Here is a 23,763-nt window from a genome sequence, read left to right on the forward strand (position 1 = left end):
CACAATCATGTCGTAATTTGTTTCATGCATCCAGTAAGGCAAGACTGACCTTAGCCAGCCGCCAAGTGTGACCGTACTACTTCCCGTAGAATACTCTGGTGCGATCCCCCGATTCCCCTGTCCTCACTATAGATGGACTCATTAAGGATGTAGGCCCCCTGGCCTCCCTTGACGGCAAAATGCTCAGGGTGGTCAGTGGGCTGTCCCTTGTGGCCGAACGCGGCCAAGTAACCGCCCTGTTGGGGGCGAACGGCGCCGGTAAAACCACCACCCTGGAGTGTGCCCAAGGCCTGCAGAAGCGGACGGGCGGACGTATTTCCCTGCTGGGAGCGGACCCCGACACGGCAGGTGCCGACCTGAGGTCCCGTGTAGGTGTGATGCTCCAGGACGGCGGCCTCCCGCCGTCGGCCCGTCCCATCCCGCTGCTGCGGCACGTTGCCGGCATGTACCAAAAGCCAATGAACGTTGACGCATTGGTGGAACGCTTGGGAATCAATCAGTTCAGCAGGACAAGCGTGCGCCGCCTTTCGGGGGGCCAGAAGCAGCGGCTGGCTCTAGCGGCCGCCTTGGTGGGTAATCCCGAAATCCTGTTTCTCGACGAACCCAGCGCCGGGCTGGATCCGCAGTCGCGGCAAATGGTTTTCGAGCTCATTGCCGAGCTTAGGGACGCCGGCATGGGCATAGTGCTGACAACGCACCTGATGGATGATGCTGAGCGCCTGGCCGACTACGTGTACATCATCGACGGCGGTCACAACGTGGTGGAGGGAACGGTAGCCGAGCTGCTCCGGCACGATCATGCCGCGGACTCGGCCATCACGGATCGTACGCTCTACTTCGATGCCCCCGGAGGATTGAAGTTCACCGGCGCTGTCGGAGTGGGCCTTCAGATCACCGAAACCCGCTCCGGGAGTTACTCAATCACCGGTGCCATCACGCCCAAGGACCTTGCATCATTGACTGCGTGGTGGGCTGAACGGAATATCATGCCCGCCTCGCTGCGATTGGAAGCGCGTAGCCTGGAAGACGTGTTCCTGGACATTTCCGGAAGGGACCTCCGATGAGCAAGCTTCTCTCCCCCAACGCCGGACCCGCATCCCTGCCGCGCCGGATCATGCAGCAGGGCCGCTACGAAACCATCACCATGCTGCGCAACGGTGAGCAACTCATCCTCGCTGTCGTCCTACCCCTGATGGCGCTCGTCGGCTTGGTTGTTACCCCGCTACTTGACGGCCTCGGCGGGTCCCGCGTAGACGTCGCCACTCCCGGGATCCTGGCGCTGTGCGCCATGTCCACGGCTTTCACCGGTCAGGGCATCGCCACCGGTTTTGATCGCCGATACGGAGTACTCCGCTTCTTGTCTACCACTCCTCTTGGCAGGGGCGGACTCATCGCGGGCAAAATTCTCGCCGTGCTGGTGGTCCTTTTCCTGCAGGTGTTGGTAGTCGGTGTAGTTGCGGGACTGCTGGGATGGCAGCCACGGCTCGAAGCCTGGCTTCCCGGAGTGGGGCTTCTGGTTCTCGGTGCTGCTGCCTTCACCGCATTGGGCTTGCTGGTGGCTGGCACGGTGCGGCCGGAAGCTACCTTGGCGATCACCAACCTGTTGTGGATCCTCCTCGGGGCATTGGGCGGCATTGTGGTGCCTGCTGAGCGATTGCCGTCGTTGCTTCAAGGGATCATACAATTCCTTCCATCCGGGGCCCTGGGCCAAGCACTTCGGGATGCCTTCCTGCTGGGCGCTGTTCCTTTCCCCGCCGTAGCAGTCCTCCTGCTGTGGACCGTACTGGCCGGCGCCGCGGCCATCAGATGGTTCAAGTGGAACTAACCCGTCCAGGCACCAACCACCAACGCAGAACTGAGAAGTGAGAAAACTGTGAGCACGGCATCGCGCCTACCAAAAACCGTCCAGCGATTGACCTCCAAGTTGCCAACCGAGGTCAACAAGGCCGTGCGCCGCCTGGCATTGTTGTCGCTCATTGGGCAGACCGTTCTGGTGGTAACCGGTGGTGCCGTACGACTCACTGCTTCCGGCCTGGGCTGCCCGACGTGGCCGCGCTGCACCAGCGATTCGTTGGTAAACACCCCGGAGATGGGCCTGCACGGGTTCATCGAGTTCGGCAACCGCCTGCTCACCTTCGCCCTCGCCGCAGTGGCCGCCATGATGTTGGTGTACTTGTGGAACCTCCGCAAGGAACGTCGCGACCTCTTCATGCTCGCGTTGGGGCTCCTCGCCAGCATCCCGGCACAGGCAGTGATCGGCGGGATCACCGTACTGTCCGGCCTCAACCCCTGGGTTGTGGGACTGCACTTTCTTGTATCCATGGCGCTGGTGGTCTTTGCCACGCTGCTAGTCAACCGGGCTTACGGGCGCACCGGCCGTTTCATGAACCGCACCCTGCCTGCCCTCCCCTCGCTAGCCCGCCCTGTGATGCTTGCTGTAGCAGTTTTCTCCGCGCTCTCTGTGATGCTGGGGGTCGTCGTTACAGGCGCCGGACCCCACGCCGGAGACGCAGACGCCCCCCGCAACGACCTCGACTGGGACCTCTTCTCGCACATCCATGCGGTCCCTGCGTACCTCATTACCGCCGGAACGCTCTTCGCGGTGTACCTTGTGATACGCCACAAGATCGGCGGTCCGTTCCGATCGGCGTCGTATCTTCTGCTGGGTGTCACATTGCTGCAGGCTGTCATCGGCTTCACCCAGTACTACAACGGAATCCCTGCTCTCCTGGTTGGTGCACATATGTTCGGCGCAGCCGTGCTGATGAGCGCGGCCACCAACGCTGCCGACGTAGCGAAGCACAGCCCCCCCAACTAGCTCGTTCTATGCGCGGACTCGTTCTATGCGCGGACTCGTTCTATGCGCGGATGAGCTGGGCGGGGTTGGACCGAGAAGCCACCAGGGCCGGGTACAGGGCGGACAGGGTTCCGCTGGCCAGACCGGCCCCGATTCCCCACAGCGCTGCATACCAAGGGATCACGGCCGCCCAACCTTCAGTGGATGCGTACAGCAGGACTGCCCCCATTCCCACTGCCGCTCCGGCAGTGCCGCCTAACACTCCCACCACGGCGCCCTCCAGCAGGAACATCCCAGCCAGGGCCCCCCTCCGCATGCCCAGGGCCAGTCGAAGAGCTATTTCGCTCGATCGCGCCAAGACACCGAGGTACATAGTGGTTCCGGCGCTCAGGCAGGCGATGGCGAGAAGGACAATGGAGACAATGCCCACCAGCCTCCCCAGATCAGCGTCAATCCCTTGCTTGAGGTCCCGTAGGTCCGCCACGGTCTGCACCGTCACGGCGCCTGTCTCAGCGGGACTCAACGCCTTAGGCAGCGCCTCCGCGATGGCCGCCGGCATCCCCGGATCTGTCCGTAGGACCAGGCTGGCTGCCACTCTGCTGGTCACGGGGTATGACCCGACTCCCACCACCACCGACCCTGGAAGCATCGGATCCCTCCCCGGATTCTCGATGATGCCCACTACGGGAACCGGCTCACCATACAGCCAGATGACGACGCCGGGACCCGGGCTTGCTATTCCCAGCTGGCTGGCAGCGTCCTGACCAAGGACCGCGACCGGGCCACCGAAAGATTGATCAAGCAGGCTGACATCGCCGTAGGAGCTGGTGGCCCCTTGGAGTCGGAAATAGGCGGAATCAGCCACCCGGACTGCTCCAGTGAAGACAGGCTGTTCCGGAAAGGACCTAGGGCGGAACTTTGACGGCCGGACTATCGACGCCGAAAGCTCAGCAAGAACTCCAGCCTCGAGAACGCCTGACAGCTCCTTTGACCGCTGAAGATCCTCTGTCACGGCGTCCCACGAGGCGTATCCACCCTCACGCGTAGCCCGCACTTCGTCGCTGGAGGCTGCGTCGATCCTCGCGGACACTTTGACGGCTGCACTCTCGCTCAGCCCCATAGCGGCTACAAGCCCGCCGCTCCCCAGCAGGAATGCCAGCACCAGCAGAAGAGCCTTAGCCGGGCGGACCGTCAACGCAGACAACGCATCCGCAACCACATCTGCAGCTTCATGGTGGATGCGCCGTACAAGGTGATGGGCAGCGGAACTGTCGCTTGTTGTTACTGCCGCGTCGATGCGGACCGTAGCGGAGCCGGTGTCACCCACGATGAGCCCGTCCCGCATTGTGATGACCCGATCAGCAGCAGCAGCGATGCCTGTGTCATGGGTGACCAGGACAACGGTGGTTCCTGTGGCGTGAAGCTCGCGGAGATGGTCCAGGACTATCCCGCCATTGACGGTGTCCAGGCTGCCTGTCGGTTCATCAGCGAGCACCACTCCCGGGGCTCCGATGACGGCACGGGCAATTGCCAGCCGCTGCCGTTCGCCCCCGGAGAGCACGGAAGCGGGACTGGCTGCCTTATGCGCTAGGCCAAACTTGTGAAGTGCGGGCATCACTAGTCGCTTTTGGACGGACAAACCAATCCCCCTTGCACGCAGTCCGAGAACGGCATTGCGTGCGGCAGCATCGCGTCCCACCATGTGCGATTCCTGGAAGACGAAACCGAAGAGACTGGCGCGTCGCTCGGCTCTCTGTCGCTCGCTGAGGCCGGATACATCCGTACCCTGCACCAAGTAAGTTCCTGCCGAAGCTGTGTCCAAAAGGCCGAGGACGTTGAGAAGCGTCGACTTTCCCGAGCCGGAGGGGCCAACAATGGCTACGAACTCGCCCTGGAAGATGTCGAGGTGCAGCCCATTCAAGGCCTGCGCGCCGGAAAACCCGCGCTGGACGTCCCGCATGCTAAGGATCGGACGGTGCAATGGCGGAACGGTCGCTTCCTGGGCATGCCAGTGTGAAGTCATTGCAACTTGACCTCGTCGCCAGGTGCCAACCCGTCCACGTCAGCAATGGCCACCCACCCATCCGCCTGTGCCGTGACCTTTACCTTCACCCGCTGCGACTCACCGTTTTTTTGAAGCACCAGGTAGGGGGCCCCTTCTTCCTGCCGGACCGCGATCAGGGGTACGGCCATGGACTCTGCGGTGGCGCTGCCTGCGGTCACAGTGACGGACTGGTCCGCGGCGAATCCCTGCGTGCCTGGAGGGACTGCAAAAGTAATGTCTTTTCCGGGGATTTCGTTCTTGTTTTGGTCACCCTCCAAAAAGTCGCTGACATGAACTACCTTGGTTTCGAGGACTGCGGAGCCGGCGCGTACAGTAACGGCCCCACCCACGGGGTAACTCTCGGACTGGACAACGTCGGCCCGGGCAACAATGGAGTCGTCAGCAATCTTCACCTGGGCAACGATGCCATCCTCACCGAGGATCGCTCCGTTGCCCGCCATGGCAGCGATTGTCCCCGTATCTCCGGGCACTTGAACGAATTCCTTCCACCGAAAAACCACCCCGTTGGGGGCCTGCCTGGCCGAAAGGGGCTGGGAGTCCACGTCCCCGGGTTTGATCGCTTTCGGCGAAGGTGTTGAGGTTGGTGCTTCGTAACCGGCCGCTTTGTACCAGTCGATCAAGGCACGTTGGGTGCCCCCGTCGAAGGTATCCGCCGAGGAAACGGCGTAGCCAAAACCGGCCAGCGCGGTGTGCAAGGCTGCGACGTCGGGGCCGGAATCACCTGGCTTGATATCGCGGTACAGGGGCACACCGCTAGGGAGTAGGAGTAACGGCCTCCCGGACACAGCGGCCAGCAGTTCGCCTGGAGCCACCACGCTTCCCACCGTTTTGGCAGCTGATGTCATCACCAGCCTGTCAACGCCTTCAGAGGGACTCGCTTTGATCGCGTGCTGTGTACCTGCCACGACCTTGCCGGAGAGCACCACCTGTTTGACGACCGCACGACGCTCCACGGTTGCCGAAACAGGGATTACCGCGGGCGTCGACGACGAGGGCCCTGCGCTGGCAACGCTGCTGGCACCTGTCCAGTAAGCGGCGCCCAGCCCTGCCAACACCATCACCAGCACCGCTGGAATGAGCCACCACCGGGGTACGCGCCTCATGGCTCGACCCACCGGGGTCACCTCAGAGTCGTGCATCAGCCACACCGTGATCCCTCAGTATGTGCTTGGCTCGTTCCACGGCGGCCGTCTTTTCTTCTGCCAAAGCGTTGAGTTCAGCCTGATGGTCCTTCATCTGTGCTGCTTGGTACTGAGCAAGGATGTCATAAGGTTTCCGGGGACCACCAACTGTCTCTTTGCACTCGAGATCCAGCAAAGCGACACGGATTTCGTCTTCTTTTGATCCGGTTGATTGCAGGTTCCAGGAACCTGCTTCAGTGAGCTTCAGGCCTCTCCCCGCCAAGCAGTCTTCCCATCCATGGCGGAAGGCAACGAACTCCGGATCACGCTCCGTCAGCGCCACCGCGATGTCGGTGATCTGGTTCTGGATGGACGAATCGCCGACCAGTCCCTCCAGAAGTTCAGGTAAGCCAGCGCGCCCTACAGACTTGGTGCACTTGGATTCCGCTTCTTGTTGCTTGGCGCTAAGTGCCGGCCGATCCGGTTGCTCCTCCATCACACCAGGAATTTTCCGGATCTCCGGCAGGGCACCATTCTTTGCGGCCAAGGCACGTGACCACTGACCATACCTGCTGTCCTGAAGTGCCTTGCCGTCGCCGTCCCACGGAGCCACAGTGAACCCCGCTTCTTCAACGCAGTCAAAAATAAGGGAGGCCACCGCAGAATTGACTAGGACGTTCTCCCGGTCTGAGTACCAGTACGCGCTCATGGGGAGAACAATCTCGCCCGTGGTTTCATTGAGTGATGCCCGGGCGTTTCCGCCGGCACTCCGATTAATCGCAGGCAAGCTGAGGGTGGGCCCGGGTTCCGACGGACGGTCGGGCTCGCTGGAGCACGACGTGCCGGCGAGAGCAACCAGCATCGCAAGCACGCCAAGTGCCGCGCACGGCAGCTTTTTGTTCCTGAACGCCAAAAGACTAGCCCCAGACGCTCGTGATTTCGTCGTCCCAGTTCCGAGTGGACGTCATGTAGAGCCCGCGCAGATCATTCGAGGCATTGCCGGCCCGGAAAACCACATTGTGGCCAACGAAATTGCTGTCAACATAGAAATAGACATAGGGCGAAGCTTGATCTGCGGCGGGTCCAACCACTAAGGAACTCCCCTTATCATTGGCGTCCACGCCCACGTTATATGTGACCCAGCCAAAGGACCTGGAGGTCCCGGTGAACCAGTAGTTGTCGTAAAGGCATACTCGTGCGGTGGAGCACGCCGGGGCGGCCTGGGCTGCAGAAACCCCGGTTAATACCGAGGCTGAAGCAACTGCAAGCACTCCGGCTGTGCGCAGGATGTTTTTCATAAGAATCCCCAATGCTCGTGTGATGCGGAACAGCTCTGTTCCATCTCGAACGCTAAGTCGCCTTGAGCACCACCTAGGCTGCTTTTTGAGGATCTAGGTGGCGTTAAGGCAGAAGATGAGTGTTCAGGGGGTCCAAACTAGGTGCTGCAATGAGACTCCTAGGTGTTGAGCTCGTGGTTTGCACTGGCTAAAGGAGTTGCCACCCTTGTCCGCCATACTGGTCCTGTGCAGGAGACAACAGTGTTGGTGGAGGGCGAGAGCGACCGGCTGGCTGTGGAAATGCTGGCTAAAAGGCTTGGACACGACCTAAGGATGGAACGTGTTTCCATTGTGCCGATGAATGGTGCCACGAGCATCGTGCACTTCCTCGACCGCTATGGGCCCCGTGGGGCGGGTCACAGATTGTTGGGCCTATGCGATTTTGGCGAGGCTGCGGCCATTGCCCGGGCCCTCATGCGGGGTGGCATAGGGTCAGGCCCGCTGGAAGACCAAGGCTTCCAAGTCTGTAACGCCGATTTGGAGGACGAACTCATCAGATGCCTTGGCGTTGATGCCGTGCTCAACGTGATCGCGGACCAAGGGGAGCTAGCGTCCTTTGAGCTCCTGCAACGCCAGCCCTCGTTGCGGGACCGGTCTGTGGAACGGCAGTTACGGCGGTTCTTCGCGGGGCGCAGCGGGAATAAGATCCGATACGCGCCCCTGCTTGTCAACGCGCTACCGGAAGGACAGGCGCCTCTTCCGATGGCTCGACTGGTTGCATCTTTCAAGTCGTGACGTGATAGAGGGTGGGCCTCAAGCCCGTGCGATGTGATAGAGGGTGGGCCTCAAGCCCGTGCGATGTGAGAGAGCGTGGGCGGGCTAGCCGCCGACGATCGCTGAGCCGATAAAGGGATCAACGGCCAACGCGATGAAGAGCAATGTCAGGTAGCTGATAGAGCCGTGGAACACCTTCATTGCGCCCTTGTTGGAGACATCGCCACCCTGCGCACGCTTGTACAGTGCGTGGCTTTCGTAGAGGAACCAGGCTCCGGCAGCAACAGCGACGATCGTGTAGACCCATCCGGCCCCGCCCACCGGGATCATCAGCAGCGAGCAGGCCACCATGGCCCAGGCGTATAGAACTACCTGTACGGAGACCACCTTTGCGCCGGCAATGGCGCCGAGCATCGGCACCTTGGCGTTGCGGTAGTCCTCGCCGTAACGCATGGACAGCGGCCAGTAGTGAGGAGGCGTCCAGAGGAAAATCACCATGAAGAGCACGATGGCGGGCCATTCGACAGTGTTGGTAACAGCTGCCCAGGCGATGAGCACCGGGAAGCATCCGGCAGCGCCGCCCCAGACGATGTTCTGGGCAGTGCGGCGTTTGAGGATCATCGTGTAGATCACCACGTAGAAGACGATCGCACCAAGGCCCAACCAGGCAGAAAGCGGGTTGGCGCCGAACCACAGGATTGCGATGGAGGCTGCGCCCAGGATCCAGGCGAAGATCAGAGCCTCGCGGGGGGTTACTTCACCGGTGACCAGCGGACGCTTCTCCGTGCGGTGCATCAATTTGTCGATGTCGCGGTCTATGTAGCAGTTGAAGACGCCTGCGCTGCCCGCAGCGAACGCGCCGCCAACGAGGGTGGCAAGGATCAGACCGATGGACGGGAAGCCGCGCTGCGCAAAGATCATGGTGGGGAGGGTGCTGACCAGTAGCAACTCGATGACACGAGGCTTGGTCAGAGCCAGATACGCCTTGAACTTACGGGACATTCCGATGCTTCCCCGGGCCGGGGACGCGTTAAGGGGCGTATCAGTTGTGCTCACGGCGGCAGTCACTCTGTTCTATGCTCTGGGGTTCTCGCAGCGGCTGCCGTCCCTCAAACCGGGCGCATGAACCGCTGCTGGCCTCCAAATATCATACCGTGGCGGAAAGAGCCCCGATGTCCGCAAAATACGCCAATGTTTCCGAATCTTCACTCCTCTGCCGGGCCATCGTGATTCATATAAGGGAAATTCTGTCCAGTTAGTGGGATTCCCTGAGTTCCATGACACGTTTAGGGCTAAGCTGTTGAGCAGATCAGCACACGTTGACGATCCGGGAAACCGTATTCTTGGATATCCGTGCGTCTGGATGAGAGATCAACGTTTCAATGGTGAACGGCTGGTAGACACATTGCAGCGGGCGCCATCCTGTGCTTCCTGCGTGCCGTGTCCATACGCCTGCCGTCAGCACAGAGAGGGGCTCGGTTTTCGTGCCACATTTGGAAGAGCAAGAACTGTCATGGACCGATCTGGACAAGAAGGCTGTTGACACCGTTCGCGTGTTGGCCGCTGACGCCGTGGAGAAGGTCGGCAATGGCCACCCCGGTACGGCGATGAGCTTGGCTCCGGCAGCGTACCTGCTGTTCCAGAAGCTGATGCGTCATGACCCGAAGAACCCGGACTGGATCGGCCGTGACCGGTTCGTCCTGTCCCCCGGTCACACGTCGTTGACCCTTTACATCCAGTTGTTCCTCTCCGGCTACGGTCTGGAACTGAAGGACCTTGAGGCGCTGCGTACTTGGGGCTCACTGACCCCGGGCCACCCTGAGTACAAGCACACCGCTGGTGTGGAAATCACCACCGGCCCGCTGGGCCAGGGCCTGGCCTCGGCTGTTGGTTTCGCATACTCGCAGCGTCGCCAGCGCGGATTGTTCGACGCCGATGCTCCCGCCGGCGAATCACCGTTCGACCACACCATCTGGGTTATTGCTTCCGACGGTGACCTCCAGGAAGGTGTAACGTCCGAGGCTTCCTCCCTCGCCGGGCACCAGGAACTGGGCAACCTCGTTGTGATCTACGACGAGAACCACATCTCCATCGAAGACGACACCGACATCGCCTTCACCGAAGACGTCCTCAAGCGCTACGAAGCCTACGGCTGGCACACCCAGCGCGTCGACTGGACCAAGACCGGCGACTACGTCGAAGACGTCCAGGAACTCTACGCGGCACTGCTTGCTGCGAAGGCTGAGACGAACAAGCCGTCCATCATCTCGCTGCGCACCATCATCGGTTACCCGGCCCCGAAGAAGCAGAACACCGGCAAGATCCACGGTTCCGCATTGGGCGCCGAGGAAGTCGCAGCACTGAAGAGCGTGCTCGGTTTTGATCCTGCCAAGTCCTTCGATGTTGACGAAGAAGTTCTGGCACACGCCCGCAAGGTTCTGGACCGCGGCGCTGAGTCCCGCGCTGCCTGGCAGAGCTCGTTCGAGGCATGGCAGTCCGCCAACCCGGACGCTGCCGCCCTGCTGGAACGCGTCGAAGCCAAGAAGCTGCCCGTGGGCATCGACGCCGCTCTCCCCGTGTTCGAAGCCGGCAAGGACGTTTCCACCCGTGCGGCGTCGGGCAAGGTCCTGAACGCCATCGGACCGGTACTTCCCGAGCTGTGGGGCGGTTCGGCCGACCTCGCGGAGTCCAACAACACCACCATTGAAGGCTCGCCGTCGTTCATCCCGACGTCCCGTTCCACGGACGCCTGGAAGGGCAACCCGTACGGACGTGTGCTGCACTTCGGTATCCGTGAGCACGCTGCCGCGTCGATCGTGAACGGTATCTCGCTGCACGGCCGCACCCGCGCATTCTCCGGCACGTTCCTGATCTTCAGCGACTACCAGCGCCCGGCCATCCGCCTCGGCGCGCTGATGGGTGTTCCGTCCCTGTACGTATGGACACACGACTCCATCGGCCTGGGCGAAGACGGCCCCACCCACCAGCCGGTGGAACAGCTCGCCTCCCTGCGTGCTATCCCGGGCCTGGATGTTGTCCGTCCCGGTGACGCAAACGAGGTCTCCGCTGCGTGGAAGGTCATGCTGGAGAACCACGAGAACCCGGCGGGCATTGTCCTGACCCGTCAGAACATCCCCACCTACGCCCGCGGCGAAGGTGAAGCAAGCGGCGACACGTTCGGTTCCACCGCTGGTGTGGCCAAGGGCGGTTACGTCCTGGCTGAGGCCTCCAAGAACGGCGAAACCGTTGACGCGCAGGTCATCCTGATCGGCACCGGCTCTGAAGTCCAGCTCGCAGTCCAGGCCCGCGAAGCCCTCCAGGCTGAAGGCATCGCAGCGCGTGTCGTGTCCATGCCGTGCGTTGAATGGTTCAACAAGCAGGACGAGGCTTACCGCGAGTCCGTACTCCCGGCCTCCGTGAAGGCCCGTGTTTCGGTTGAAGCCGGTCTCGCACTGGGTTGGCGCGAATTCGTCGGCGACGCCGGCCGTTCCATCTCACTGGAGCACTTCGGCGCCTCGGCTGACTACAAGCGGCTCTTCAACGAATTCGGCATCACTGCCGAAGCTGTTGCCGCCGCAGCAAAAGACTCCCTCGCAGACTCCAACGCATAACAGCCTGCTTCCCTCTCACAAGGAGAAAAACACATGTCTACAACTCCCACACAGCAGCTCTCAGACGCCGGCGTCTCCATCTGGCTTGATGACCTTTCCCGCAACCGCTTGGAGACGGGCACGCTGCAGAAGCTCATCGACGAAAAGAACGTCGTTGGCGTGACCACCAACCCGTCGATCTTCCACGCCGCCATCACTGCCGGCACGGATTACGACGCCACCATCGCGTCGCAGGCCGCGGCGGGTGCCAGCATCGAAGAAACGATCTTCGAAATCACCACCACGGACGTCGCTGACGCCTGCGATCTCTTCGCTCCCATCGCCGCCGCCACGAACGGTGTGGATGGCCGCGTCTCCATCGAGGTTGACCCCCGCCTTGCTTGGGATACCGCAGGAACAATCGCCGAGGCCAAGCACCTCTACGCCAAGGTCAACAAGGACAACGTCCACATCAAGATCCCGGCAACCCTTGAAGGCCTCGAAGCCATCACGGCGACGCTAGCCGAGGGCATCAGCGTCAACGTGACCCTGATCTTCTCCCTTGAGCGCTACCGCGCGGTCATCAACGCTTTCCAGTCCGGCCTTGAGCAGGCCAAGGAGAACGGCCACGACCTCTCCAAGATCCACTCCGTGGCCTCGTTCTTCGTCTCCCGCGTGGACTCCGAGATCGACAAGCGCCTTGACGCCATCGGCACCGATGAAGCCAAGGCACTCAAGGGCAAAGCCGGCGTCGCGAACGCACGCCTCGCGTACCAGGTCTACGAAGAGCTCTTCTCCACAGAGCGCTGGGCAGTGCTGGCCGAGGCCGGCGCGCTCCCCCAGCGTCCCCTGTGGGCCTCCACTGGCGTGAAGGACCCGGCCTACCCGGACACCCTCTACGTGACCGAGCTCGTCGCAGCAGGCGTGGTCAACACCATGCCGGAAAAGACCCTCGATGCCACGTTCGACCACGGCGTAGTCACCGGTGACACCATCACCGGCACCTACGACGAAGCGAACGAGACGCTCAACGCCCTCGAAGCCCTCGGCGTCTCCTACAACGACGTCGTCACGCTCCTCGAGACCGAAGGCCTCGAGAAGTTCGTGGGCTCCTGGAAGGAACTCCTCGCCGACGTCGAAGGCGCACTGGTCACCGCACGGAAGGCTTCCTAACCCATCATGAGCACAATCAGCTACGACGCCAGCGGTGCTGCCCAAGAGGCCATCACCCAGCACATCGACAGCCTGGTCGAGGAAAAGATCGCAACCCGGATTTTCGCGAAGGACCACACACTATGGGGTCCTGAAGCGGAGTCCGAGTCAGCGATTCGTCTCGGTTGGGTAGAGGCTGCCACGGTGTCCCAACCTTTGGTTGAAGGCATTCTGGAACTTCGCGATGCCCTCCGCGCCGACGGCGTCTCACGCATTGTCCTGTGTGGCATGGGTGGGTCTTCGTTGGCTCCCGAGGTCATTGCCGGCACTGCCGGCGTCGAGCTGACTGTTTTGGATAGCACTGATCCTGAACAGGTCAGTGCTGCCTTGGCGGACCGCTTGGCGGAAACAGCCATCGTCGTTTCCTCCAAGTCCGGCTCCACCGTGGAAACTGACTCCCAGCGCCGCGTGTTCGAGAAGGCGTTCAATGATGCCGGTATCGACGCCAAGAGCAGGATCATCATTGTCACTGACCCCGGTTCTCCGCTGGATAAGTCTTCCCGCGAGGCCGGTTACCGTGCGGTTTTCAACGCTGATCCCAACGTCGGCGGCCGTTTCTCGGCGCTGACCGCATTTGGCTTGGTGCCTTGCGGGCTGGCCGGTGTGGACATCCAGGCGTTCCTGGACGAAGCAGAAGAGGCTGCTGAGATCCTCAACGAGGACTCAGCTGACAACATCGGACTGGCGCTCGGCATCGCGCTCGGTGGTACCACCCCGCTGCGCAACAAGATTGTCATTGCCGAGGACGGTTCAGGCATAGTCGGTTTCGCCGACTGGGCCGAACAGCTCATCGCTGAATCCACAGGCAAGCTGGGCACCGGCGTCCTGCCGGTCGTAGCCGGTCCGGAATCCCCGGAAGCCCTGAACGGTGCCGAAGACATCCTGGTGGTCCGGCTGGTGGACGCCGATGCGGACGTAGAACTTCGTGAAAACGAGGTGGCCATTGCCGGTGGACTGGCTTCGCAGATGTTTGTGTGGGAGTTTGCCACCGCCGTGGCGGGTCGCCTGCTGGGCATCAACCCGTTTGACCAGCCCGACGTCGAGGCCGCCAAGGTGGCCGCGCGCGGCTTGCTGGATGCGCGCCCCGAACCCACTCCAGCGGCATTCACGGACGGCGCTGTGGAAGTTCGCGGCGGCGACTGGCTCGGCTCTGCTTCCAGTGTTTCCGAAGCCGTGCAGGCGCTCCTTGGCCAGCTCGGCACGGACGGTTACTTGAGCGTTCAAGCCTATCTTGACCGCATTTCCCATGCACCGCTTGAAGGCATCCGCGATGAACTCGCAGCTGTCAGCGGGCGTCCGGTGACGTTTGGTTGGGGCCCGCGGTTCCTGCACTCCACTGGCCAGTTCCACAAGGGTGGCCCGGCCATCGGCGTGTTCCTGCAGGTCACTGCAGCATCGTCCACTGATCTTGAGATCCCGGAGCGGCCTTTCACTTTCGGTCAGCTCATTGCTGCCCAGGCCTCGGGCGACGCCCAGGTCCTGGAAGGCCATGGCCGCCCCGTATTGCGCCTGCACCTCACCGAGCGCGCTGCGGGCGTAGCCCAACTCCAGGAAGTCGTCGCTGCGTTAGCCAACAAAGCCAGCGCACTCGAAAGCTAAGGCACAGAACCAAACATGCCAGAAACTGAAAACGGCAGGAAGAACGCCGGTCTCCGGAATCCTTTGCGGGATCCGCGGGATCGGCGCCTGAATCGTATTGCCGGTCCGTCGTCGTTGGTGTTCTTCGGAGTCACTGGTGATCTTGCTCGTAAGAAGCTCATGCCCGCGGTGTATGATCTCGCCAACCGTGGTCTTTTGCCGCCCAGCTTCGCGTTGGTGGGGTTTGGCCGTAGGGAGTGGGATAACGCGGATTTCGCTGCTGAGGTCAAGGAAAACGTGAAGGCCCATGCGCGGACGAAGTTCGATGAAGCGGTGTGGGAGCAGTTGGCTTCCGGTATCCGTTTTGTTCGGGGCGAGTTCGATGATGATGACGCTTTCGAGCGCCTGGGCGATGTCCTCGATGAGTTGGATGAGACCCGGGGTACCCGGGGGAATCATGGCTTTTATTTGTCGATCCCGCCCAAGGCGTTTGAGCAGGTCTGCCGGCAGTTGTCCAAGCACGGCTTGGCGCAGGCCAAGCCGGGTCAGTGGCGTCGTGTGGTGATTGAGAAGCCGTTCGGGCATGACTTGGAGTCGGCACGGCAGTTGAACGACATTGTGGAGTCGGTGTTCCCGGCTGATGCGGTGTTCCGGATTGACCATTATTTGGGGAAGGAGACGGTGCAGAACATCCTGGCGTTGCGTTTCGCGAACCAGTTGTTCGAACCGCTTTGGAACGCCAATTATGTGGATCATGTCCAGATCACCATGGCCGAGGACATCGGCACCGGTGGCCGGGCCGGGTATTACGACGGTGTGGGTGCTGCCCGGGATGTGATCCAGAACCATTTGCTGCAGTTGCTCGCGTTGACCGCGATGGAAGAGCCGATCTCCTTCAACGCCGATGACCTGCGGGCCGAAAAGGAGAAGGTCCTCGCGGCGGTCAAGCTGCCCGATGACCTGTCCACGCATTCGGCGCGGGGTCAGTTCACCGGCGGCTGGCAGGGTGGGGAGGAAGTCCTCGGGTACTTGGATGAGGATGGTATCCCTGCTGATTCGAAGACCGAGACCTACGCTGCGATCCGGGTGGATATCAATACCCGGCGTTGGAACGGGGTGCCGTTCTATTTGCGTGCCGGTAAGCGCCTGGGCCGTCGTGTCACGGAGATCGCGGTGGTGTTCAAGCGGGCACCGAACCTGTTGTTCCGTGACCACAACGATGATGACTTCGGTCAGAACGCCGTGGTGATCCGGGTCCAGCCCGATGAAGGTGCCACGATCCGGTTCGGGTCCAAGGTTCCGGGCACGCAGATGGAAGTCCGTGATGTGACCATGGACTTCGGCTACGGGCATTCCTTTACCGAATCCAGCCCCGAAGCCTATGAGCGGCTGATCCTGGACGTGCTCCTGGGCGAGCCCCCTTTGTTCCCGCGGCACCAGGAAGTGGAGCTGTCCTGGAAGATCCTTGACCCGTTCGAGGAATACTGGGCCGGGCTCGATGAACAACCCCAACCCTACGCACCGGGCAGTTGGGGGCCGGCCTCGGCCGATGCCCTGCTGGCCCGTGACGGACGAACCTGGAGAAGGCCATGATCGTAGATCTTCCCGATACCACCACCTCCAAGATCTCCAAGAAGATCATGGCCCTGCGCGAACAAGGCGGCGTGATCGCGTTGGGTCGTGTGCTGACCCTGGTGGTGGTGACCAAGTCCGGGCAGGAAGAAGAAGCCATCGAGGCAGCCAACGAAGCCAGCCGGGAACACCCCTGCCGGATCATCGTCCTGGCCGACGCCGGCGTGGAAGGACCCGATCGGCTCGACGCGCAAATCCGTGTCGGCGGCGACGCCGGCGCTTCCGAGGTCATCGTGCTGCGCGGGCACGGGCACATGGCGCACGAAAGCGAATCGCTGGTGGCGGCCCTGCTCCTGCCGGACGCCCCGATCGTGGCCTGGTGGCCGCACGGCGCCCCGGAAAGCGCGTGCGAGACCTCCATCGGCCGCATCGCGCACCGGCGCATCACCGACTCAGCCAACGAACCCGACCCCCGCCTGGCGTTGGAGAACATCCGCGCCACCTACAAAGCCGGCGACACCGACCTCGCCTGGACCCGCCTGACCAACTGGCGCATGCAACTCGCCGCCGTCTTCGACCAAGTGGATGGCGATCCGGTCTCCGCTGTGGCCGTTGAGGGTGCCTCGGACTCCCCGAGTACGCTCCTGCTGGCTGCCTGGCTTAGCCTCGCACTGCAGGCCCCTGTCACGATCGTGGCAGATCCGGCTGGGACCGGTATCCGACGTGTCCGTCTCACGCGCGCCAGTGGCGATGTCCAGCTCTTCCGGCCGGGCCTGTCCGTGGCCGAGCTGACCCAGCCGGGACAGCCCGCGCAGCGTATCACCCTCCCCCGCAGAAGCCTCAAAGACTGCCTCGCAGAAGAACTCCGACGGCTCGACCCCGACGAAGTCTTCGGAGAAGTGATTACGATGGGACTTCCACTTACCAGTCAGAGGAGAGTCCAGACCAGTGCACGCTGAGCCAAGAGTAAGCATCCACCCCGACTCGAAGGTGTTGATGGCCGCTATTGCAGCGCGTCTCATTACCAAGCTTGTGGATGTCCAGGACAAGCACGGCGAGGCCACGGTGGTCCTCACCGGCGGAACCGTTGGCATTGGAACCTTGAAGGCTGTGGCTGACTCTGCCGCGGCACCCGCCGTCGATTGGTCAAGGGTCAACTTCTGGTGGGGCGACGAGAGATTTGTCGCCGCCGACAGCGATGACAGAAATACGCGCCAAGCACACCAGGCATTGCTGGCTCACTTGGCCGTTGATCCTGCCCGGGTACACGAACCCGGCTCCGCCGACCGGTACGCCACGGCGGATGAAGCAGCGGCTGCCTACGCTGAAGAGCTCAAGGCAGCTGCAGAGGCCGAACACGCCGCGGACACATCTGACAGCAGGCCAGAGAAGCCCGGCATCCTGCCGCGCTTTGACATCTTGCTCCTCGGTGTCGGACCCGATGCGCACGTAGCGTCGCTCTTTCCCGAACAGGCTGGAATTCGCGAGAAAACACGCACCGTGGTGGGCGTTGAGAATTCACCCAAGCCGCCGTCGTCGCGCATTTCATTGACGCTCCCGGCAATCAACACGGCCCAGGAAATCTGGATGGTTGTTGCCGGCGAGGACAAGGCCGGTGCCGTGGGCCTGGCTCTCGCAGGCGCCAACCCTGTTCAGGTCCCCGCAGCGGGGCCCGTGGGGCGTGCCAGGACCCTGTGGCTCATTGACGAGAATGCGGCGTCACGAGTCCCCCAGCAGCTGGTCCGGAAGGACCCCGCGGGCGCGTAACCTATCCAGCGCTCCAGCCAGGACCACTTCGGCTTCCTGGCTGGAGCGTCTTTCTTTAACGTAATCCAGGTGCGATTTGAAGATCTCGTCTTCAGGTCTGGTTGGCACCGGATGACCTGGATCCCGCGTAGCCAGGGAGCCACATTTGGGGCAGTCCCATGTTCCGGGAATCTGCTCGTCCGGCAGCTTAAGAAAAACCAGGCGTGTTTCGTGGCCTTTGGCGCACCAATACGGCACACGAATACGCGGGAGTTGTTCTCCGGGGCCGTGGTCGCTTTGATTTCGGGGGGCTGAACCTTGGGTTACACCTACGCGCGTGCCCCGATAACCAGACGTGCCATGAACCATTTTCGAACCCCTAGCGACTCGGTGGTCGGCCGTCACGGCCCGCTGGACCCTACGGCCAACAGGGCCAGTCTAATGCGAGGCGCCTGACGGCGGCACTAGTGGTGGGTAACGGTGTCCAAAGAAACGCGGGCAATGAAAAAGGGAGGCCCCTGTCAAGGAGCCTCCCTCTTTGGGAATGCCTAGGAGTCGCCACCCGAGGTAAATCGCATGATCAGGCCCAAGCCGATGATCACGACGCCCCAGGTGATGCCCAGAATGATGGTGAAGCGGTTCAGGTTGCGCTCGGCTACGCCGGACGAACTCAATCCCGAGCTCATTCCGCCACCGAACATGTCGGACAAACCGCCGCCACGTCCCTTGTGCAAGAGGATGAGCAGCGTCAGCAGAAGGCTGGTGATACCCAGCAGGATCTGCAGAATGACTTGAAGAACGTCCACGACGGCCTTTCGAAGAAGCGGAAATCGGGAGCCGGACTAGTCCGTGACGAGGTGGCTCTCGAACCTGACAATGTTAGCAAACTCAGCGGGGTCCAAGCTGGCGCCACCCACAAGCAATCCGTCAACATCGCTTTCAGCCATGATGGCAGCAGCATTGTTGGCCTTTACCGACCCTCCGTAGAGGAGGCGGGACTTCGCTGCGACGGTCTCGTCGAAGAGTTTGGCAAGCTCGGCACGGATTGCTGCACACATTTCCTGTGCGTCTTCCGGACCAGCTACTTCGCCGGTGCCGATGGCCCAGACGGGCTCGTAAGCCACAACGAGTTCAGCAGCCTGGTCAGCTGTGAGTCCTTCGACGCCGGCGCGCAGCTGGGCCAGGGTGTGCTCCACGTGTGTGCCGGCTTGACGGACTTCGAGGCCCTCGCCCACGCAGAGAACGGGCGTAACTCCGTGACGGAAGGCGGCCTTTACCTTGGCGTTCAAGGCTTCGTCGGACTCGTTGTGGATGGTGCGGCGCTCACTGTGCCCCACCAGGACGTAGGCGCAGCCCAGCTTGCTGAGGAACTGACCCGAGATGTCACCCGTGTAAGCGCCGGAGTCGAACGGGGACAGGTCCTGGCCGCCGTAAACCACTTCCAGTTCGTCACCCTGAACCAGCGTCTGGACACCGCGGAGGTCGGTGAACGGAGGAAACACTGCCACCTCGGCACGGCTGTAGTCGTGCTTGGCGTCGGACAGTGTCCAGGCGAGCTTCTGCAACAAGGTGATGCCCTGGACATGGTCCATATTCATCTTCCAGTTGCCTGCGATGAAGGGTTTGCGGACGAAGTTTCCGTTGGCAGAGGTAGTCACATGAACTCCAAAGAATGCGTTGAGATATGGAACGACCGGCAGGACGCGGTAGCGCCCTGCCGGTCGGTTAATGCTTAGCGGTCCAGGACGCTCAGACCGGGAAGTTCCTTGCCTTCAAGGTATTCCAAGCTGGCGCCGCCGCCGGTGGAAATATGGCCGAACTGCGAATCCTCGAAGCCGAGGGTGCGAACAGCTGCTGCAGAATCGCCACCGCCAACAACGGTGAACGCAACCGTATCCGTAAGGGCCTGTGCAATGGCACGCGTGCCGCTCGAGAAGGCTTCGAATTCGAAGACACCCATGGGGCCGTTCCAGAACACCGTCTTGGCCCCTTCGATCTGGGCCGCAAATGCCGACGCCGATTCCGGACCGATGTCCAGGCCAATACCGGAAGCACCGAAAGCGCTGTCCTCAATGGCGTCTGCCTTGACGACCTCGTGCTCAGCGTCCGCAGCGAAGCGGCTGGCGACTACGACGTCCGTGGGAATCACGAACGACGTTCCGGCGTCCGATGCTCGCTTGAGATAGTCCTGGACGACCGGAATCTGGTCTTCCTCGAGGAGGCTGCCCGCAACCTTATGCCCGGCTGCTGCCAGGAAGGTGAAGAGCATGCCGCCGCCGACAAGGATGGTGTCAGCCTTACCAAGCAGGTTGTCGATGACTGCCAGTTTGTCTGAAACCTTGGAGCCGCCGAGAACCACGACGTACGGACGCTGGGTGTCGGTGGTGAGCTTCCGAAGAACCTCTACTTCGGTGTGGACAAGATCGCCGAGGTAGGACGGCAGCCTGGTGGCGACGTCGAAGACGCTTGCGTGCTTGCGGTGGACAGCACCAAAAGCATCGTCCACGAACGCGCCATTGCTTCCCGTCAAGGCAACCAACTCGTCAGCGAAGGCGCCGCGCTCGGCGTCGTCCTTGCTGGTTTCACGCGCATCGAACCGGACATTTTCCAAGATGAGAACTTCCCCATCCTGAAGCCCGGCTGCGAGCTCCTTTGCGGAGTCCCCCACCGTGTCGTCAGCCAGCTGAACCTTGAAGTCTGCGAGCTCCGCGAGGCGGGTCGCAGCGGGCTTCAGTGAGTACTTATCCTCCGGAGTGCCCTTGGGGCGTCCGAGGTGGGCGGTTACGAGCACACGGGCACCGGCGTCCGAGAGCTTCTTGAGGACCGGAAGGGAGGCCTTGATGCGGCCGTCGTCGGTCACTGCAGAGCCGTCGAGCGGCACATTCAGGTCACTTCTGACCAGAATGTACCGCCCGCGGACACCTTCAGCGATGAGTTCGTTGAGGGTGTGAGATGTCATGTGTCTACCCTAGCCCAGCTTGGATGCGACAAGCTCCGTGAGGTCTACGAGGCGGTTGGAGTAACCCCACTCGTTGTCATACCAGGAAACAACCTTGACCTGGTTGCCGATGACCTTGGTGAGACCGGAATCGAAGATGGAAGACGCGGGGTCTCCGACGATGTCCGAGGACACGATGGGGGCATCCGTGTAGCTGAGGATACCGGCGAACTGCTCGGACTCAGCGGCAGCCTTGACGGCAGCGTTGACTTCCTCGACAGTCACTTCGCGGGAAACAGTGACCGTAAGGTCGGTGGCGGAACCCGTGGGAACAGGAACGCGGATGGCGTAACCATCCAGCTTGCCCTTGAGTTCCGGCAGGACAAGGCCGATTGCCTTGGCAGCACCGGTGGAGGTGGGAACCATGTTGATGGCAGCAGCACGGGCGCGACGAAGATCGCCGTGGGGGCCGTCCTGGAGGTTCTGGTCGGCCGTGTAGGCGTGGACCGTGGTCATCAGGCCACGCTCAATGCCGAAGGCGTCATTGACAACCTTGGCCAGCGGGCCAAGGCAGTTGGTGGTGCAGGACGCGTTGGAGATGATGTGGTGCGCTGCGGGATCGTAGAGGTCCTGGTTGACGCCCATGACGATGGTGATGTCTTCGTCGCTGGCAGGTGCCGAAATGAGGACCTTCTTGGCGCCGGCGTCGATGTGCTTCTGCGCCGCTGCTGCCTTGGTGAAGAAACCTGTGGACTCGATAACGATGTCGACGCCCAGCTCGCCCCAAGGGAGGTTTGCGGGATCGCGCTCGGCCAGCACCGTGATGGACTTCCCATCGACTACCAGGTTGCCATCAACAACCTCCACGGACTGCGTGAGGCGGCCACCGACGGAGTCGTACTTCAGGAGGTGGGCGAGGGTCTCGGGGCTGGTGAGGTCGTTGACTGCCACGATCTCAAGGTCTGCGCCCTGGGCCAATGCTGCGCGGAAGTAGTTACGGCCGATGCGGCCGAAGCCGTTGATACCAATACGGGTGGTCACTATGTGTCAATCTCCTTGGTGCTCTTGCAAGCACGCCTAGTGAGTCGGATCAAATATTTCCAACTAACAGACCCCGCACGTCTTTGGGCAGAGGTGATTATCAGATCGGAGGGCGACCAGCCACGTTGCTGAAGGCTAACCGCCTTCCGTGATCCATCTTACGTTTAACTAAGCCTGCCCCCGCAACTGCGGAGGCAGGCTTTCCAGCATTTGGCCCCAATTCACGCAAAAAGTGACTTTTGTTACATCGGCGTGAACCGGGGCTCACCACCTAGAGGACGATGAGACCCGTGGCGTTCGCGCGGGCGGCTTCGAAGCGCTTGGCGACGTCTGCCCAGTTCACGATGTTCCAGAACGCCTTGACGTAGTCAGCCTTGACGTTGACGTAGTCCAGGTAGAAGGCGTGCTCCCACATGTCCAGCATCAGCAGCGGGGTGGTGCCCACTGCCACGTTGCCCTGCTGATCGTAGAGCTGCTCGATGAGCAGGTTTCCACCGATGGGCTCGTAGGCCAGGAAAGCCCAGCCGGAACCCTGGAGGGCCAGTGCAGCGGCGCTGAACTGAGCACGGAAAGCATCGAAGGAGCCGAAGGCGTCGTCGATGGCTGCAGCCAGTTCACCTTCGGGCTTGTCGCCGCCGTCCGGGGAAATGTTGTTCCAGAACACGGAGTGGTTGATGTGGCCGCCAGTGTGGAACGCGAGGTCCTTGGAGAGGCGGTTGATGTTGGCGAAATCATTCTTCTCGCGCGCTTCGGCCAGCTGGGAGAGGGCGTTGTTGGCGCCTGCAACGTATGCTGCATGGTGCTTGCTGTGGTGCAGCTCCATGATCTTTGCCGAAATGTGCGGCTCGAGTGCTGCGTAGTCGTAGCCGAGCTCGGGCAGAACGTACTCTGTCACGAAATCCTCCAATGTAATGGACTCACGTCCGGGTTGGTAACTCTCGTTAATGTCATCCGGCCAGCAGATCGGCCGGAAATCCTTGGCGAAGAAGACTGCTCTTGCCTCCACCGGGAACAACCCGCGGTGCCCTCGCAGTATTTCCTCCGCACTTTGTCGATTCTATGGGTGCGGCCTACTCGTCCATCATTTCCGGAGTCACATTTGCCTCAGTGCCCGGGATCCCCAAATCCAAGGCACGTTTATCTGCCATGGCCAGGAGCCGACGGATACGGCCCGCTATGGCGTCCTTGGTCATAGGCGGATCCGCGAGACGGCCGAGTTCATCCAGGCTTGCCTGCTTGTGCGCCACACGGAGCTCCCCGGCGTACTTGAGGTGGTCCGGCACGTCATCTCCCAGAATCTCCAATGCACGGTCCACCCTGGCGCCGGCAGCTACTGCGGCTTGGGCTGAGCGGCGAAGGTTGGCGTCATCGAAGTTGGCGAGTCTGTTGGCGGTGGCCCGGACTTCCTTTCGCATGCGCCGTTCCTCCCAGACCATCAGGGCGTCATGGGCGCCCATGCGGGTCAGAAGAGCAGCGATGGTGTCGCCGTCACGAATGACCACGCGGTCAACGCCGCGGACTTCGCGCGCCTTGGCCTGGATGCCGAGGCGGCGGGCTGCGCCGACCAATGCCAACGCGGACTCGGGGCCGGGGCACGTCACCTCAAGGGAAGACGATCTGCCCGGTTCGGTAAGCGAACCATGGGCGAGGAAAGCTCCCCGCCACACTGCCTCGGCATCGGCCGCCGAACCATTGACGACGGCAGAGGGAAGGCCCCGCACAGGTCGCCCACGGCCATCCAACAAGCCCGTTTGACGGGCAAGTGCTTCCCCGTCGCGGACGACGCGGACGACGTAACGGCTCCCCCGGCGCAAACCTCCACCGGATACAACGATTATTTCGCTCTGATGTCCGTAGACTTCCGCGATCGCAGCCCGGAGGCGGCGCGCGGTGGAAGAGAGGTCAACTTCAGCCTCGATGACGATCCGCCCCGAAATAATGTGCAAGCCGCCTGCGAAACGCAGCATTGCCGAAACCTCAGCCTTGCGGACGGAAGATTTCTTGATGTCCAGTCGGGACAGTTCGTCCTTGACCGACGCAGTAAGTGCCATC

22 protein-coding genes are annotated in these 23,763 nt (G+C 61.8%); 10 read left to right on the top strand and 12 right to left on the bottom strand.

Annotated elements, in window-relative coordinates; all coding sequences use genetic code 11:
* Positions 1-98: 98 nt before the first annotated feature.
* From M1D89_RS13050 to M1D89_RS13060, 3 genes are read left to right on the top strand one after another with little or no spacing between them, the layout of a single operon-like run.
* Positions 99-1,064, top strand: coding sequence for an ABC transporter ATP-binding protein (locus tag M1D89_RS13050; protein ID WP_498644000.1), 966 nt, complete (start codon positions 99-101; stop codon positions 1,062-1,064).
* On the top strand, positions 1,061-1,825 hold the full coding sequence (locus M1D89_RS13055; RefSeq protein WP_498644002.1) for an ABC transporter permease: 765 nt from the start codon (positions 1,061-1,063) through the stop codon (positions 1,823-1,825). Before M1D89_RS13050 ends, M1D89_RS13055 begins: the two co-directional genes overlap by 4 nt.
* 48 nt (positions 1,826-1,873) lie before the next feature.
* Positions 1,874-2,818, top strand: coding sequence for a COX15/CtaA family protein (locus M1D89_RS13060; RefSeq protein ID WP_498644004.1), 945 nt, complete (start codon positions 1,874-1,876; stop codon positions 2,816-2,818).
* A gap of 40 nt (positions 2,819-2,858) precedes the next feature.
* On the opposite strand, the gene M1D89_RS13065 is transcribed toward M1D89_RS13060, so the two are convergent.
* The 4 genes from M1D89_RS13065 to M1D89_RS13080 all read right to left on the bottom strand — a co-directional run bounded on the left by M1D89_RS13065 (position 2,859) and on the right by M1D89_RS13080 (position 7,281).
* On the bottom strand, positions 2,859-4,820 hold the full coding sequence (locus tag M1D89_RS13065) for an ABC transporter ATP-binding protein/permease (RefSeq protein ID WP_498644006.1): 1,962 nt from the start codon (positions 4,818-4,820) through the stop codon (positions 2,859-2,861).
* Positions 4,817-6,001 (bottom strand): efflux RND transporter periplasmic adaptor subunit, encoded by a 1,185-nt coding sequence (locus M1D89_RS13070; RefSeq protein WP_498644008.1) that lies wholly within the window; start codon positions 5,999-6,001, stop codon positions 4,817-4,819. Before M1D89_RS13070 ends, M1D89_RS13065 begins: the two co-directional genes overlap by 4 nt.
* Positions 5,988-6,692, bottom strand: coding sequence for a hypothetical protein (locus M1D89_RS13075; protein ID WP_498644010.1), 705 nt, complete (start codon positions 6,690-6,692; stop codon positions 5,988-5,990). The genes M1D89_RS13070 and M1D89_RS13075 overlap by 14 nt, the downstream gene beginning before the upstream one ends.
* 208 nt (positions 6,693-6,900) lie before the next feature.
* A complete protein-coding gene (locus tag M1D89_RS13080) occupies positions 6,901-7,281 on the bottom strand; it encodes a peptidase inhibitor family I36 protein (RefSeq protein WP_498644013.1) in 381 nt (126 codons plus the stop codon).
* A gap of 225 nt (positions 7,282-7,506) precedes the next feature.
* On the opposite strand from M1D89_RS13080, the gene M1D89_RS13085 reads away from it, so the two are divergent.
* Entirely contained in the window at positions 7,507-8,055 is a 549-nt protein-coding gene (locus M1D89_RS13085; RefSeq protein ID WP_498644015.1) for a TOPRIM nucleotidyl transferase/hydrolase domain-containing protein, read from the top strand.
* An 84-nt stretch (positions 8,056-8,139) separates the two neighbouring features.
* On the opposite strand, the gene M1D89_RS13090 is transcribed toward M1D89_RS13085, so the two are convergent.
* On the bottom strand, positions 8,140-9,102 hold the full coding sequence (locus M1D89_RS13090; RefSeq protein WP_091470646.1) for a heme o synthase: 963 nt from the start codon (positions 9,100-9,102) through the stop codon (positions 8,140-8,142).
* A 416-nt stretch (positions 9,103-9,518) separates the two neighbouring features.
* On the opposite strand from M1D89_RS13090, the gene tkt reads away from it, so the two are divergent.
* From tkt to pgl, 6 genes are read left to right on the top strand one after another with little or no spacing between them, the layout of a single operon-like run.
* Entirely contained in the window at positions 9,519-11,645 is a 2,127-nt protein-coding gene (gene tkt / locus M1D89_RS13095; protein WP_498644017.1) for a transketolase, read from the top strand.
* Positions 11,646-11,678: 33 nt separating this feature from the next.
* On the top strand, positions 11,679-12,797 hold the full coding sequence (gene tal / locus M1D89_RS13100; RefSeq protein WP_498644019.1) for a transaldolase: 1,119 nt from the start codon (positions 11,679-11,681) through the stop codon (positions 12,795-12,797).
* A 6-nt stretch (positions 12,798-12,803) separates the two neighbouring features.
* Complete coding sequence (locus tag M1D89_RS13105) at positions 12,804-14,435, top strand: glucose-6-phosphate isomerase (RefSeq protein ID WP_498644021.1); 1,632 nt, start codon at positions 12,804-12,806, stop codon at positions 14,433-14,435.
* A gap of 15 nt (positions 14,436-14,450) precedes the next feature.
* The gene (gene zwf, locus M1D89_RS13110; RefSeq protein WP_498644023.1) at positions 14,451-16,007 is read left to right on the top strand and encodes a glucose-6-phosphate dehydrogenase; all 1,557 of its coding nucleotides are present in this window, start codon (positions 14,451-14,453) and stop codon (positions 16,005-16,007) included.
* Positions 16,004-16,945, top strand: a complete 942-nt coding sequence (locus M1D89_RS13115) for a glucose-6-phosphate dehydrogenase assembly protein OpcA (protein WP_498644025.1) — start codon at positions 16,004-16,006, stop codon at positions 16,943-16,945. Before zwf ends, M1D89_RS13115 begins: the two co-directional genes overlap by 4 nt.
* The gene (pgl, locus tag M1D89_RS13120) at positions 16,935-17,753 is read left to right on the top strand and encodes a 6-phosphogluconolactonase (RefSeq protein ID WP_498644027.1); all 819 of its coding nucleotides are present in this window, start codon (positions 16,935-16,937) and stop codon (positions 17,751-17,753) included. The genes M1D89_RS13115 and pgl overlap by 11 nt, the downstream gene beginning before the upstream one ends.
* Here pgl and M1D89_RS13125 read toward each other — a convergent pair.
* From M1D89_RS13125 to whiA, 7 genes are all read right to left on the bottom strand, one after another.
* Entirely contained in the window at positions 17,706-18,101 is a 396-nt protein-coding gene (locus M1D89_RS13125) for an RNA polymerase-binding protein RbpA (protein WP_498644029.1), read from the bottom strand. The genes pgl and M1D89_RS13125 overlap by 48 nt on opposite strands.
* Positions 18,102-18,280: 179 nt before the next feature.
* The gene (gene secG / locus M1D89_RS13130; RefSeq protein WP_017198454.1) at positions 18,281-18,538 is read right to left on the bottom strand and encodes a preprotein translocase subunit SecG; all 258 of its coding nucleotides are present in this window, start codon (positions 18,536-18,538) and stop codon (positions 18,281-18,283) included.
* A gap of 36 nt (positions 18,539-18,574) precedes the next feature.
* On the bottom strand, positions 18,575-19,390 hold the full coding sequence (tpiA, locus tag M1D89_RS13135; RefSeq protein WP_498644031.1) for a triose-phosphate isomerase: 816 nt from the start codon (positions 19,388-19,390) through the stop codon (positions 18,575-18,577).
* A gap of 74 nt (positions 19,391-19,464) precedes the next feature.
* Positions 19,465-20,691: a phosphoglycerate kinase gene (locus tag M1D89_RS13140; protein WP_498644034.1), complete on the bottom strand. Its 1,227-nt coding sequence runs from the start codon at positions 20,689-20,691 to the stop codon at positions 19,465-19,467.
* Between the two features lie 9 nt (positions 20,692-20,700).
* The gene (gene gap / locus M1D89_RS13145) at positions 20,701-21,711 is read right to left on the bottom strand and encodes a type I glyceraldehyde-3-phosphate dehydrogenase (RefSeq protein ID WP_091467346.1); all 1,011 of its coding nucleotides are present in this window, start codon (positions 21,709-21,711) and stop codon (positions 20,701-20,703) included.
* A 271-nt stretch (positions 21,712-21,982) separates the two neighbouring features.
* On the bottom strand, positions 21,983-22,606 hold the full coding sequence (locus M1D89_RS13150) for a superoxide dismutase (RefSeq protein ID WP_419201864.1): 624 nt from the start codon (positions 22,604-22,606) through the stop codon (positions 21,983-21,985).
* 175 nt (positions 22,607-22,781) lie between these two features.
* A complete protein-coding gene (gene whiA, locus M1D89_RS13155; RefSeq protein ID WP_498644037.1) occupies positions 22,782-23,762 on the bottom strand; it encodes a DNA-binding protein WhiA in 981 nt (326 codons plus the stop codon).
* Position 23,763: the final 1 nt, after the last annotated feature.

Source organism: Arthrobacter sp. D3-18 (assembly GCF_054408525.1).

Excerpts from the sequence above, each read along its gene's own strand:
- M1D89_RS13080 (WP_498644013.1), bottom strand. The coding sequence starts at position 7,281 with ATGAAAAACATCCTGCGCACAGCCGGAGTGCTTGCAGTTGCTTCAGCC.
- M1D89_RS13075 (WP_498644010.1), bottom strand. The coding sequence starts at position 6,692 with ATGAGCGCGTACTGGTACTCAGACCGGGAGAACGTCCTAGTCAATTCT.
- M1D89_RS13115 (WP_498644025.1), top strand. The coding sequence starts at position 16,004 with ATGATCGTAGATCTTCCCGATACCACCACCTCCAAGATCTCCAAGAAG.
- M1D89_RS13140 (WP_498644034.1), bottom strand. The coding sequence starts at position 20,691 with ATGACATCTCACACCCTCAACGAACTCATCGCTGAAGGTGTCCGCGGG.
- M1D89_RS13125 (WP_498644029.1), bottom strand. The coding sequence starts at position 18,101 with ATGGTTCATGGCACGTCTGGTTATCGGGGCACGCGCGTAGGTGTAACC.
- whiA (WP_498644037.1), bottom strand. The coding sequence starts at position 23,762 with ATGGCACTTACTGCGTCGGTCAAGGACGAACTGTCCCGACTGGACATC.
- M1D89_RS13065 (WP_498644006.1), bottom strand. The coding sequence starts at position 4,820 with ATGACTTCACACTGGCATGCCCAGGAAGCGACCGTTCCGCCATTGCAC.
- zwf (WP_498644023.1), top strand. The coding sequence starts at position 14,451 with ATGCCAGAAACTGAAAACGGCAGGAAGAACGCCGGTCTCCGGAATCCT.
- M1D89_RS13105 (WP_498644021.1), top strand. The coding sequence starts at position 12,804 with ATGAGCACAATCAGCTACGACGCCAGCGGTGCTGCCCAAGAGGCCATC.
- M1D89_RS13070 (WP_498644008.1), bottom strand. The coding sequence starts at position 6,001 with ATGCACGACTCTGAGGTGACCCCGGTGGGTCGAGCCATGAGGCGCGTA.
- tal (WP_498644019.1), top strand. The coding sequence starts at position 11,679 with ATGTCTACAACTCCCACACAGCAGCTCTCAGACGCCGGCGTCTCCATC.
- M1D89_RS13055 (WP_498644002.1), top strand. The coding sequence starts at position 1,061 with ATGAGCAAGCTTCTCTCCCCCAACGCCGGACCCGCATCCCTGCCGCGC.